This window comes from Candidatus Palauibacter sp., assembly GCF_965222475.1.
GTDB lineage: Bacteria > Gemmatimonadota > Gemmatimonadetes > Palauibacterales > Palauibacteraceae > Palauibacter.
On the sequence record NZ_CBDCUB010000002.1, the window covers coordinates 313,158 to 326,021 of the forward strand.

At 69.6% G+C, this 12,864-nt stretch carries 10 protein-coding genes and 1 pseudogene; 9 read left to right on the plus strand and 2 right to left on the minus strand.

All coding sequences use genetic code 11. The features are described 5' to 3' along the window. Nucleotides 1-95 precede the first annotated feature (95 nt). Nucleotides 96-887 (minus strand): PhzF family phenazine biosynthesis protein, encoded by a 792-nt coding sequence (locus ACOQPP_RS06690; protein WP_419165131.1) that lies wholly within the window; start codon nucleotides 885-887, stop codon nucleotides 96-98. 159 nt (nucleotides 888-1,046) lie between these two features. Here ACOQPP_RS06690 and ACOQPP_RS06695 point away from each other — a divergent pair, with 159 nt between their 5' ends. The 7 genes from ACOQPP_RS06695 (at nucleotide 1,047) to ACOQPP_RS06725 (ending at nucleotide 9,207) form a co-directional block, all read left to right on the plus strand. After that, on the plus strand, nucleotides 1,047-1,535 hold the full coding sequence (locus tag ACOQPP_RS06695) for an EVE domain-containing protein (RefSeq protein ID WP_420636114.1): 489 nt from the start codon (nucleotides 1,047-1,049) through the stop codon (nucleotides 1,533-1,535). A 10-nt stretch (nucleotides 1,536-1,545) separates the two neighbouring features. Then, nucleotides 1,546-2,094, plus strand: a complete 549-nt coding sequence (locus ACOQPP_RS06700) for a LemA family protein (protein ID WP_420636115.1) — start codon at nucleotides 1,546-1,548, stop codon at nucleotides 2,092-2,094. After that, entirely contained in the window at nucleotides 2,091-3,905 is a 1,815-nt protein-coding gene (locus ACOQPP_RS06705; RefSeq protein ID WP_420636116.1) for a DUF2207 domain-containing protein, read from the plus strand. Before ACOQPP_RS06700 ends, ACOQPP_RS06705 begins: the two co-directional genes overlap by 4 nt. Before the next feature lie 154 nt (nucleotides 3,906-4,059). Beyond that, nucleotides 4,060-4,257, plus strand: a complete 198-nt coding sequence (locus ACOQPP_RS06710; protein WP_420636117.1) for a hypothetical protein — start codon at nucleotides 4,060-4,062, stop codon at nucleotides 4,255-4,257. 135 nt (nucleotides 4,258-4,392) lie between these two features. After that, the gene (locus tag ACOQPP_RS06715) at nucleotides 4,393-4,737 is read left to right on the plus strand and encodes a 4a-hydroxytetrahydrobiopterin dehydratase (RefSeq protein WP_419165125.1); all 345 of its coding nucleotides are present in this window, start codon (nucleotides 4,393-4,395) and stop codon (nucleotides 4,735-4,737) included. Continuing rightward, nucleotides 4,734-5,984: a hypothetical protein gene (locus ACOQPP_RS06720; protein WP_420636118.1), complete on the plus strand. Its 1,251-nt coding sequence runs from the start codon at nucleotides 4,734-4,736 to the stop codon at nucleotides 5,982-5,984. The genes ACOQPP_RS06715 and ACOQPP_RS06720 overlap by 4 nt, the downstream gene beginning before the upstream one ends. A 10-nt stretch (nucleotides 5,985-5,994) precedes the next feature. Further along, nucleotides 5,995-9,207, plus strand: coding sequence for a hypothetical protein (locus ACOQPP_RS06725; RefSeq protein WP_420636119.1), 3,213 nt, complete (start codon nucleotides 5,995-5,997; stop codon nucleotides 9,205-9,207). An 88-nt stretch (nucleotides 9,208-9,295) separates the two neighbouring features. Here the strand turns inward: ACOQPP_RS06725 and ACOQPP_RS06730 are convergent, their stop codons facing one another. Continuing rightward, nucleotides 9,296-9,652 (minus strand): hypothetical protein, encoded by a 357-nt coding sequence (locus tag ACOQPP_RS06730; RefSeq protein ID WP_420636120.1) that lies wholly within the window; start codon nucleotides 9,650-9,652, stop codon nucleotides 9,296-9,298. 748 nt (nucleotides 9,653-10,400) lie between these two features. Here ACOQPP_RS06730 and ACOQPP_RS06735 point away from each other — a divergent pair. Beyond that, nucleotides 10,401-11,557, plus strand: a protein-coding gene (locus tag ACOQPP_RS06735; protein ID WP_420636121.1) for an IS3 family transposase whose coding sequence is annotated in 2 segments (ribosomal slippage) — nucleotides 10,401-10,650 and nucleotides 10,650-11,557 — 1,158 coding nt in all. Because the reading frame shifts where the segments join, the coding sequence is not laid out codon by codon here. A gap of 142 nt (nucleotides 11,558-11,699) precedes the next feature. Continuing rightward, nucleotides 11,700-12,863 (plus strand): annotated as a pseudogene (cas7g, locus tag ACOQPP_RS06740) (type I-G CRISPR-associated RAMP protein Csb1/Cas7g); the annotation flags it as partial. Between the last annotated feature and the right edge of the window lies 1 nt (nucleotide 12,864).

Below are 12,864 nucleotides of genomic sequence, written 5' to 3' on the forward strand. Positions count from 1 at the left end.
CTCCGCAGGTTCCTGAACGTCCGTTCCGTCCACCGTGCGTCGTCTCGTAGACTGCGGATCCTCGAACCACGTCACAACTCCGCGACCGGCCCGTCTCACAGGGTAATCTCCCCGGAGAGGTACGGAGCGGCGTGACCCGCGATCGTCACCCGGTCGCCGAGGAGGCGGCAGATCAGTTGGCCGCCGCGGGCACTGATCTGCCGCGCCTCGAGCGGGGCGTCGCCGCGTCCGAGCCGCGCGGCCCAGTATGGGACGAGCGTGCAGTGCGCCGAGCCCGTTACCGGATCTTCCGGGACCCCGACGCTGGGCGCGAAGAACCTCGACACGAAGTCCGCGCTCTCCCCCGGGGCGCTCACGATGATCCCCAGCCGGTCCAGGCCGCGCAGGCGGGCGAAGTCCGGCTTCAGCTTGCGCACGTCGTCCTCGGCGGCAAACACGACCAGGTAGTCCCGCTCGGCGGCCAGGACCTCCACCGGCTCGGCGCCCAACCCCCCCACGAGCGCCCGCGGGGCCTCGCGCCGTACCGCCGGGCGGGCGGGAAAGTCCATCACCAGCAGCCCGTCTTCGCCCTGCCGCACGACCAGTTCTCCGCTCCTCGTGTCGAAGCGCAACGTGCCGCGGTCCGTCTCCAGCAGGTTGAAGATCACCCACGCCGTGGCCAGCGTCGCGTGCCCGCACAGGTCGACCTCGGCGAGCGGCGTGAACCACCGGAGGCCGAACCCCGCGCCGCCGGGGACGAAGAAGGCCGTCTCGGAGAGGTTGTTCTCCGCCGCGATCTTCTGCAGAACAGCGTCGTCCAGCCAGGAATCGAGCGGGCAGACGGCGGCTGGATTTCCCTCGAACGGCCGGTCCGAGAACGCGTCGAGCTGATATAGGGGGATCTTCATTTTATCTCCGTGGGTCGGTGCGTCACATGACAAAATAGCACCGCGACCGCCTCCGCCACGACCTCGGGTTCACCGCGGGGCGCCGGGCCGGTAGATTTGCCCCATTCGGGGACGGCGCCGGTGCCGTCCGGAAACGGGCGGTTTGGAGGAGGGTGTGACATGCCGGTGGAGATTACGGGCTACTGGCTCGCGAAGACCGAGCCCGACGTGTATTCGATCGACAATCTCGCGCGGGATGGCGAGACCGAGTGGGACGGCGTGCGCAACTATCAGGTCCGGAACTTCATGCGCGACCGGATGAACCCGGGCGAGAAAGTCCTCATCTATCACTCCAACACCGCGGTGCTGGGCGTCTACGGGGTGGCGGAAGTCGCCGGCCCCGCGCACCCGGACTCGACCCAGTTCGACCCCGGGAGCGGGTATTTCGACGTGAAATCAAGCCCCGACAACCCCCGCTGGTGGTGCCCCGACCTGCGGTATGTCGAGACGTTGTCGACCCCGGTGACCCGACAGATGATGCAAGAGACGAAGGGCCTGGAGAGTATCAACGTGATGAGGCGCGGCATGCGCCTCTCGGTGATGCCCGTCACGAAGGAGGAGTTCGAGATCATCCTCCGCCTCGGGCGGGGAGACGGCCAGCGGGAATAGGGAGAGGTCCATGTTGTGGTTCCTGATCGTATTGGCGGTGATCGCGTCCGTCCTCATCGGCATGTACAACAGCCTCGTTCGTCTGCGCGTGCGGGTGAACGGCGCGTGGGCCGACATCGATGTGCAACTCAAGCGCCGGTGGGAACTCATCCCCAACCTCGTGGAGACGGTGAAGGGCTCCGCCGGACACGAGCGCGAGACGCTGCAGGCCGTGGCCGACGCCAGAAACCGGGCCATGAGCGCGCAGAGCCCGACCGAGGCGGCCGCCGCGGAGGAGATGCTGGCGGGGGCGCTCGGGAACCTGTTCGCCCTCTCGGAGGCCTACCCGCAACTGCGGGCGGTCGAGGCCTTCACCGGGCTCCAGGGCTCCCTGGACGAGATCGAGGATTCGGTCCAGAACGCGCGACGCTACTACAACGCGGTCGTTCGCGACTACAACACGAAGACCCGGGTCTTCCCGACCAACCTCCTGGCCAGCCTGTCCGGCCACCGGCCACAGGAATTCTTCACCCTCGACGACGAGCGTCAGCGCGAGGGCCCCAGGGTGAACTTCTCGTGATCCGGAGACGCAACGGGCGCGTGGCCCGCGCGGCGGCCAGGGCGGCCGAAGCGGCACTCGTCGCGGCGGGTGCGTTCCTCGGCCTCGCATGCTCCTTCCCCGCCCCGACAGTCGCGCAGGACGACCGTTCCTGGCGGCTGGAGAGCTTCCACGCCGACATCCGGGTCCTGGAGAGCGGCACGATCGAGGTGACCGAGACGATCCGTCCGAGCTTCGAAGGCCGGTACAACGGGATCTTCCGCACCATCCCGCTCGAATACCGCAGCTACGGACTGCGACAGGGGTTCCGGCTCTCCGTCGAATCGGTGACCGACGAGGCGGGTAACGCCCTCCGGTACGAGGCGGATCGCGACGGCAGCTATCTCGAGATCAAGATCTGGATCCCCGGCGCCGAGGACGCGGTCCGCACCGTCCGGCTCGCCTATGAGGTGCGGCAACGGCTCCTGTTCCACGGCGCGGGCGAGGATGAAGAAGGCGTCATTGAAGCGTACGACGAGCTGTACTGGAACGTGACGGGGACCGAGTGGCCGTTCCCGATCGATGCGGCGAGCGCCACGGTGCGGCTTCCGGCCGCCGCGACAGGCGTCCGCGCCCACGCCTTCACCGGCGGTTACGGCTCGACGGGGCAGGACGCGGTCGTCGAGGTCGCGGGGGCTCGCGTCGATATACGGGCCGACCGGCCCCTCGCCTTCCGCGAAGGGCTCACGATCGGGATCGGCTGGGATGCCGGCGTCGTGGAGCGGCCCACGGCCATCGGCCTCGCCTCGACGTACCTGTTCGCGAACTGGCCGCTCTTCCTCCCCTTCTTCGCCTTCGCCTTCATGTACCGCCGGTGGCACGAGCGCGGCCGCGACCCGGAGGTCGGGTCCATCGAACCGCGCTACGAGCCACCCGAGCAACTGAGCCCCGCCGAGGTCGGCGTCATCATCGACAATCGGGCCGACCTGCGGGACATCACGGCCACGCTGGTGGATCTCGCGGTCCGGGGCCGCCTGACGATCGAGGAAGTGGAGGAGAAGCGGGTGCTGGGCCTGCTCACCGACAAGGACTACGTCTTCCGCCGCACCGATGCCGACGGAGGGACGCTGGCCCCGCACGAATCCGCGCTCCTGGAGGCGGTGTTCGATGGTGGACGCACCCGCAGGCTCTCGGAGCTGAAGGACCGCTTCTACAAGGATCTGCCGCGCCTGAAGTCGCAGCTCCTCGCGACGCTCATCGAGCACGGCGTTTACTCGGAGTCGCCCGCGAGGGTGGCCGGCAAGTACGTGGGGCTCGGGTTCTTCGTCGGCATCGCCATCTTCTTCGGCGGACAACTCCTGGAGCGGACGCTCCAGCTCGCACCGCTCGCCATCATACTGGCCGCGACCTTATCCGCCCTCGTCATCATCGGGTTCGGCTGCTTCATGCCTGCGCGCACGAAGCGCGGGACCGAATTGCTGCGCCAGGTGAAGGGGTTCGAGGAGTTCCTCACCCGGGTCGAGGGCGAACGTTACAGGCGGATGATCACCGGTCCGGAAATGTTCGAGAAGTACCTCCCGTACGCGATGGCGCTCGGCGTCGCCGGGCAGTGGGCGCGCGCCTTCGCCGACCTGTACCGCGAGCCGCCGGAGTGGTATCGCGGGCACGCCTTCCAGGCCTTCAACGCCCACGTCTTCGTGTCCAGTCTCGAGGGCATGTCGGCGGAAACACACGGCGTCATGCAGTCCGCCCCGCGCAGCGCCGGACCGCGGAGCGTCGGAGGCTCGAGTTTCTCCTCCGGCGGAGGGTTCTCGGGGGGTGGCTTCGGGGGTGGAGGCGGAGGCGCCTTCTAGCAGCACCTTCCAGAGGCACGTTCCTGGAATCCGGGAGAGGAGAATTCATGCAGATTTCGGTCGGCGACCGGGTGGAGCCGTTCACGCTCGCCCACGAGGCCCGAGGCACGATCGACCTGGCGGACCATCTGGGCCGCGAGCGGATCGTCCTCCTGTGTCCGACTTCAACCGCACCGTTTCGCGAGACTGGGGCGTCCTGTACGAAGAGTTGATGGGGCTCCGGGGGGTCGCGAAGCGGGCGGCGTTCGTCATCGGCAGGGACGGGAAGGTGGCGTACGCGTGGGTATCGGAAGACCCGCGCGTGGAGCCGGACTACAAGGAGGTCCGGCAGGCGGTCGCCGACGCGGCCTGACGCGGCCCGACGCGCCCCGACGCGGCCTGACGCCCCCGTAAGCGTTGCGTCGCCGCGCCGATGCGGCAATTCTTATCTGTCTGTCCCCCTTCACGTTCGGGGAGGCCGCCGGGGAGCAGCCACGGAGATCAACCCATGTCGATACCGCTCGCTCAGCAGCAGTGCATCCCCTGCCGGGGGGGCGTCCCTCCGCTCGAAGGTCCGGCGCTCGAGGCGCTGGCCGAGGAACTCGGGGGCGGGTGGCGCGTCATCGACGGGCACCACCTCGAGAAGGAATACCGCTTCCCGAACTTCGTCACGGCGCTCGGGTTCGTGAATCGCGTCGGTGAACTCGCCGAGCAACAGAACCACCACCCGGACCTGTTCCTCGCCTGGGGGCGGGTCGTCGTCCGCATCTGGACGCACAAGATCGACGGGCTGACCGAGAGTGACTTCGTCTTCGCCGCGAAGACGGAAACGCTCGAGCAACCGCGGGCGTGAAACGCCCGACCTGCTCGCTGGCGACAGACGGACAGGGAGACCCCGGGCGTCGGATCGGCTCGTGTCGAGGCAGCGAACCGGGCACCCTCCTCCTCTGTATCGCCTCCCTGCACGGCAATGAACCCGCGGGCGGCACGGCGCTGGAACGGGTGCTGGAGGAACTCTCCGCCGGCGGCCTCCCGATGCGCGGCGACCTGGTGGGGCTGCGGGGCAATCTGCGGGCGCTGGAGGCGGGGAGGCGCTTCATCGATGAGGACCTGAACCGCATCTGGCAGCGTGACCGCGTGAATGCGGTTCTCGCATCGCTGCGGCAGGGGGAGACGGTCGGCGGCGGCGCGGCCCGCGAGGCGGACGAACTCCCGATGGTGGGGAGCGCCGAACTCCTGGAACAGCGGGACCTGCTGGCGGCCATCCGGGACGAGAGCCGGCGGGCCCGCGGGCCGGTCTGCGTGCTGGACCTCCATACGACATCGTCGGAGAGCGCGCCCTTCACGACGGTCGGCGACACGCTCCAGAACCGGGAACTCGCGCTCCGGCTCCCGGTCCCGGTGGTCCTGGGGCTGGAGGAACAGATCGAAGGCGCCCTGCTCCAGTACTTCGACCGCCTGGGCTGGCGAAGCATCGGCTTCGAGGGCGGACGGCACGAGGCGCCTTCGTCCGTCGAGGCACACGAGGACGCGGTGTGGATCCTGCTGGAGGCGCTCGGGCTGCTCGAGGCGGGGAGCGCACCGGGGTCGGCGGAGCGTCGAGGTCGCCTGGCCCGTCGCGCGGAGGGCCTTCCGCGCGTGCTGGACGTCCGCTACCGGCACGCCGTCTCGGAGGAGGACGGGTTCCGGATGCACTCGGGGTTCACGAACTTCGACCGCATCGAGGCCGGAGAGGAAGTCGGCGCGGACCGGGCGGGTCCGGTGCGGGCGGTGCGCGCCGGCCGCATCCTCCTCCCTCTCTACCAGCGGCAGGGGGACGACGGGTTCTTCATCGCGCGGCGGCTGGCCCCGGCGTGGCTGGTCCTTTCCCGGTTCCTGCGGGTCGTGGGCGCGGACCGGCTCGCGACCTGGCTCCCGGGGGTCCGGGCGCACCCCGAGCGGAGCGACGCCGTGGTGTTGGCGCGCCGGGCGCGTAACCGCGTCGTGGTCGGGCTCCTCCACCTCCTCGGGTTCAAAGCCCGGAGCGACGGCGGCGGCGGGGTCATGGTGCGGCGCGTCGAGGGGCCCGGACGCGCACCGGAGTCGGACATGCACGGTTAGCGAGCGTCCGGTGCCCGGCTCTCCGCTGTCGAGAGGGGCCCGCGCGGCCCTGCTGGGGCTCGTGGCCGCCGCGGCCGGGTGGGTGACGGCCTGCGGGCCGGAGGCGACTTCGCCGGAGCCCCGGGAGAACCGGGCGCCTTTGAGGGTGGACGCGATCCCCGCGCTGGATCTGCCTCTCCGGCAGATCGCGAATGTGGACGTGGTCCCGTACTTCCGCGATCCGGACGGCGATGCGCTGACTTACACGGCGCGGTCGCCGGATCCCGGCGTGGCCCGGGCGTCGGTCTCGGGGAGCGTGGTGACGCTGGAGGGGGTCGCGCGGGGCACCGCGGACATGGCGGTGACGGCCGTGGATCCGGACGGGCTCGCGGCCACGCAGCGCTTCGAGGTCACCGTCGGCGCGGCGCTGGCCTTCACGTTCGGCGTGGCGCAGGCGCGCGAAGGGGGGACCGCGCTCCTCGATGTCGTGCTGGGGGAGCCGGCGGAGGCCCCGTTCGCGGTCCGCTACAGGCTCGGCGTGGACGATTCCCGTCTCACGGACGACGCGGATACGGCGGACTACCTGGCGAGCGATTCGGGCTCGGTCGCGGTGCCGTCGGGGGCGAGCCGGGCGAGGATCGAGATCGCCATCGCCGACGACGACGAGATCGAGCCGCCGCGCGAGGTCCTCACCATCGCGCTGGAGCGGCCCGGGAGCGGGACCGGCTACGTGCTGGCCTCACCCGCGGCGGCGGTGGTCGTGATCCGGGAGGGCGTGTGCGACCGGACGCCGGCGGTACGGGACGGCATCGTCAAGCGGCTCCGGGCCGACGCCTGCTCCGATCCCGACCAGCAGGATCTCGCCGGGCTCGCGTCGCTGGGACTGGACCGCACCGCGGACGACCCGGTCTCCGACCCCGGCGATGTCCTCGCGGCGCTGCGCGAGGCCGACTTCAGCGACCTCACCGGCCTGGAATGGCTCTCGCTCGCGGGTCAGCGGCTGACCCGGCTGCCCGCGGAGATCTTCGCGGATCTGTCCAGCCTGGAGGTTCTGAATATGGCGGGGAACGATCTCGCCGAACTCCCGCCGGGGGTTTTCTCGGGCCTCCGCAGGCTCCAGTGGCTCTCCCTGTTCGACAACCGGCTGCGAGAGGTGCCCGCGGGAGTGTTCGGCGGCCTTGGCGGGCTGCGCGAGCTGTATCTGGGGGATAACGAACTGACCGGGCTTCCGCCCCGTGTGTTCGCGGGGCTCTGGAACCTGGAACGGCTGGGCCTGGCGGCGAATCCGGTCACCTTCGCCTTCACGCTGAAACTGGTGCGGACGGACGATGAGGACGCGATGGCGGGGGGTCCGGTAACGCTGGAGGCCCGGCTCGCCGAGGGCGCGCCGTTCGCCATGAGTCTGCCGCTGTCGGCCCGCGGAGGGACGCTCTCCGTCGATTCGCTGCGGATCCCGGCCGGGGCGACGGCGAGCGCGGGCGTGACGCTGATGCCGGACGACGGTTCGAACGACGCCATTTCGGTGACGCTCGGCACCGAGGCGGCGCTGTCGGAACTGTGCCTCGAGCGCTGCGACGGCTTCGATGTCGTGGCGGGGGACCCGCTGGTCGTGGCCAACCCGGGGACGTTGGAGGTCTCCGTCCCCGCCGCCTATCTGACCCAGGCGACCCAGGATCTCGGCGGAGGCGTTCCGCTCGTCGCTCGGCGGCGGGCGCTGCTCCGCGTCTTCGCCACCGGTGACGAGGTGAACAGCTTCCGGCCGGGCGCGCGGGCTCTCTTCTTCCGCGGGGAGGACGAGATTCATCGGGTGGCGCTCGAGTCCCCGGCAGGCGGCATCCCCCGCGAGGTCGATGAGAGCCGCCTCGACCGGTCCTTCAACGCGGTCATCCCGGGAGACATCCTCGAACCCGGGGTCAGCGTGGTCGTCGAACTGGACGCGGCGGGGGAGGTGCCGCTGGCGCCATCGAGCCTTCCGCGGTTTCCGGCCGAGGGGCGGCAGGACCTCGACGTGCGGGAGGTGCCCCCGCTGCGGGTGACGCTCGTCCCGGTGCAGTACCTGTCCGAAGCCAACCGGGGGGTCAACGACGGAGTGGCGGAGTTCGCGGCGGAGCTGGCGGCCGCGGCGGCGGGGGGCGGCTCGCCGCTGGCCGCGAGCGTGCTGAGGTACGCCCGAACCGTGCTGCCCGTAGGCGACCTGGAGGTGACCCTGCGGGAGCCCTACTTCACGTGGGCGGACACGACGGCGGACGGGGTCGCCGGACTCCTGCATGAGATCGAACTGCTCCGCACCATGGAGGCGGGCGACACGGACGAACACTACAGCGGCCTGTTCGGGGTGCCGGCCCCTCTCTCCCGGCACCCAGATGCGTTCTGGATCGACGGCCAGGGGCTGCTCGGGGGACGGACCTCGCTCACGGGCTCCCACGACGCCGAGGGACGCCTCCAGAAGGCCCGCCGCCTGCAACTGGTGTTCGCGCACGAACTGGGCCACAACCTCGGCCGCCCGCATACGCCGTGCGACGACCCCGTGGCCGACCCGGGGCGGGTGGACGCCGACTACCCCCATATGGACGGAACCATCGGCGCGTGGGGTCACGACTTCGGGGATATCGAGGGCTCCGGCCTCGGCCACCTGTTCGGTCCCGAGGGATACCGCGATCTGATGTCCTACTGTTATCCACAGTGGATCAGCGACTACAGCTTCACGAGGATGCTGGAGTACCGCCTCGCGGCCGCGGCCCGGGCGGCGGGCGTTCCGATGTCGCGCGGCGTCGCCTCGATCCGGCAAGACGCCGCACACCGCGGGACCATGCTGCTGCTGTGGGGCGGAATCATGGACGGCGCGCTGCGGCTGGAACCCGCCTTCGCGCACGCAACCGCCGCCAAGCTGCCTCCCGCGCCGGGCCCCTACCGGCTGGTGGGGGTGGACACGGCGGGCCGACCGCTCTTCTCCCTGAGCTTCGCTGCGGAACGGATTGACGATCGTAACGCCGCGTTCGCGTTCGCGATCCCCTTCGACCCGGCCTGGGGCGAGTTGCTGGACCGTGTGACGCTGACGGGTCCCGAAGGGGCGGTGACGCTGGACCGCGCCCGGGGTGGCCGGGCCGCGCTCATCGTCAACGGGGCCACCGGCCGCGTCCGCGCCGTCGTCCGCGACGGGCACGGGATGGTACCACCGATGCTGGAGAAAACCGCTGGCGGGGAGACTCGAATCCTACGTGGGCTCCCGCGCCCAAGGGGCTGAGGTCCCGGTCCGCACGCGTTCCGCCTCCGATCCCATCGCGGGTCGCGCGATGCCCCTGCGGACGCTCGGGGGAAGATTCCCCCGGGCACTACCGATCCAGCGGCATCCCCGGCCCGCCCGGTACCGAGACGGCGTTGCGCTCCCGAAGCGTCTCTTCGATGCTGAGCAGCCGGACGTCCGCGCCATCCAGGCGCCGCTCCACACCATCCAGCCGTCGGTCCACGCCGGCCACCTGCTGCATCACCCCGTCGATCCTGGCTTCCAGCCGCTGTTCCGCCCCCTCGACGCGAGCCTCCAAGCGCCGTTCCGCCCCCTCGATCCCTGCTTCGACCGCACCCAACCGCGTACCGAGATGCCACACTCCGCTGAACCACAGGGAAAACAGCGTCACAAGCGACACCAGGCCGCCCGCCCCCGCGATCCACCGATCCGGATTCTTCATCATCCCTTCCCCGCTCCTCAACGTCGCATACCCGTGGTGCTACACCGGCCGCATCTGGTACGCGCCGCAAATCCTGCCTGTGCCTACCGTCCGGCCTTCCCCGTCTACACCCTACACCCAACCTGGGACACACTACCTCCTCCGCGATCTGCGCCACTATCTTTCCGGCCCGAACGGGATCGATGTCCACACTTCCGTGAAAGCGCTTTGGGCCAGTCTTTGCGGGTGGGACCGGCTCCGGGTCGACGCCTGTGCCCGTGCCGGTTCCCGCCTCAGCGTCTGTCCCAAGTCCCGTTGCGGCGGGGCGGCGACTGTTCTCGTGGACCTTCGCCCCGCAGGAGATCGATGACCGGAACGGCGCCTTCGCCTTCGCGATCCCCTTCGACCCGGCCTGGACCGAGGCGCTGGACCGCGTGACGCTGAGCGGGCCCCGAGGGTTCGACGGCGCTGGACCGGGGGCGCGGGGGCCGGGCCGCGCTGATCATCGAACAGGCCACCGGCCGCGTCCGCAGTGTCGCGCGCGAAGGGGGCGGGACGGATCCAGCGATGGTGGAGGAAACTGCTGGCACGGTGGTTCGAGTCCGACGCGGGATCCCGCGCCCACCGGGCTGAAGCTGCGGTACGCGATCCACGCTCGAACCGGTCGTTAGAGTTGGAACTGGCCGTTTGCCACAAGCGGTCCCTAGTTCAACTGGAGTTACCCCGAGTTGGTGGACACCTTTGAGCGTTGGTCACAACGAGGAGGTGTCGCATGTCGGGACGGAGATACGCGCCGGAGTACAAGGCGCGGATGGTGGATCTGGTCCGTGCGGGGCAGAGCGCGGACCAGTTGGCTCGCGAGTTCGAGCCCTCGGCGACGGCGATCCGGCGCTGGGTGGAACAGGCCGATCTGGACGAGGGGCGTCGCACCAACGGTCTGACGACGGCTGAGCGCAAGGAAGTCCGGGAACTGAAGCGCGAACTGCGCCGTGTGAAGATCGAGCGCGACATATTGGCAAAAGCCACGGCCTGGTTCGCCAAGGAGAGCGGATCGATCCCCCGAGGGGGTTCCGGTTCGTGAGCGATCACCAGGCCGCCTATCCGGTGCGCGTGATGTGCCGCCTGCTGGGACTCTCCCCGAGCGGGTACTACGCGTGGCGGACGCGGGAGCCGTCGGAGCGGGCGCGTGCGAACGCGGCGCTCACCGGGGAGATCCTTGAGATTCACGCCATGAGCGACGGAACGTACGGGGCGCCGCGGATCCACGCCGAGCTGAGGGCCCGGGGCCGCGAGGCGGGCGTGAACCGGGTCGCCCGGCTGATGCGGGCGGCCGGGGTCGAGGGCGTGAGCCGGCGCCGCAAGGGCAGTACGACGAAGCGGGCCGCGAAGTCCAGGCCCGCGCCGGATCTCGTGGACCGAGACTTCTCGGCCTCCGGACCGGACGAACTCTGGGTGGCCGACATCACGTACGTGCCCACCTGGGCGGGCTTCCTCTATCTGGCCGTCGTGCTCGACGCCTGGAGCCGCCGCATCGTGGGCTGGTCGATGGCGACGCACCTGAGGACGTCCCTGGTGCTGGACGCCTTCGACATGGCGCTGGCGCGGCGGCGCCCCGAGGAGGTGATCCACCACAGCGACCAAGGCGGCCAGTACACGTCCCACGCCTTCGGCGGCCGCTGCCGGAGGGCCGGGGTCAGGCCCTCGATGGGCTCGGTGGGCGACGCCTACGACAACGCCATGTGCGAGTCGTTCTTCGCCACGCTGGAGTGTGAACTCATCTGGCGGCGCTCGTTCCGGACGCCCGGCGAGGCCCGCCGGGAGGTGTTCCGGTTCATCGAGGGCTGGTACAATCCGCGCCGGCGGCACTCGAGCCTCGGCTACGAGTCGCCCGCCAGCTTCGAGGCGCGCGAGAAAGGGGAGGCGGCGTGACCCCCGGGCCGCGTCCCTCTCCCACGGTCCGCCACGCCTTCGGCGCGGCGACCGCTCTTCTCTCCCGCGAGGTGGCGAGAAAGGAGGAAACCACCACTTTCACCTGTCCACTGAAACGGGGTAAGCCCAGAAGCCGGCCGGTGGCGACGGCGACAAGGTGTTTCCGCCCTCGTACGCCGTGGACGGACAGGCAGACCACAAATACGCCGTTGAGGAACGGCGAATCGGCGACTCCGAAGAGATTTCGGTCACCGTCCTCCTGGACTCAGTAGCGTCCCAGGCCAATCGCGCCGAGCTGGCGCTGCTGGAGGGATGGGAGCGTGGTGAACTCTCGTTTCCGGTCCCGTACGTTGACTTTAGCGGCGACGGCGGTCTAACGGATTACGAGAGGTTGACGGTGCTGGAGGCCCCCCACCGCTTGGCGGACGCGATCTTCCGGGACAGCCTCTTGGACGGCACGCTGTTTCGGTTCTCGGATATCGGGCGAGCGATCACGGGCGCCACTCCGCGCGACGCAACAGAAATGTACCGCCACTCTCCCACGTCGCTCCTCTTCGGGTTGTGGGACTCCACGGGCCCCAAGGGTGGGCTAGGCTCGAAGTTTCAGCGTCAATACGTCTCGGAAATCGTGGGTCTCGACGCAGTGATCGGCAACAAGGTAGGGAGCCGGATCGACCCGCTTCAGATCGAGAAGGTGGCCACCGACGACCGGGCTTTTAACAGCGAAGACTCGGACGAAGTGTGGACTTTCGACGAGGCGAGAGCAAAGAAGGACAAGAAGGGCAAGCTAGTGTACGCCACAAGGGGTGGGACGAGCGGCGAAGCCGGGCAGCCTTCCAAGATCAATCATGGCAACGTTGCCCCGTCCATCGACGGACAGGCCGGCGGCGCGACGATCTCCAAGGCCCTTCAGACCACCGTGATTTCGTTCGCAGGGCTGCGCCGACTGCGGTTCAAGGGCTTCGATCTGGCTGCGGAGCAGGCGGCGCGCACGGCGGTTGCTGCGCTGGGCGTCGCCGCAGTCGCATACCAGTACGAGGTGGACTTCGATCTCCGGTCCCGGTGCCTCCTTCTGCCCACGCACCCGCCACGCATCGAGTTACTGGCGCGAGATGGCTCGACCGCCGAAGTCATCGAGGTAGACCGGACGACGGTCGTGAAGCTCCTCGACGAGAGTGTCGCGCACGCGGCCGATGTCGGAATCCCCTGGGTGGCGGACGAGATTCGCCTAGAACCGGCACCGAAGCTTCTTGAGCTGATCAGGCGGAGCCGCAAGGTGGCCGTGGCCGTACCTTTGGAAGCCTGAC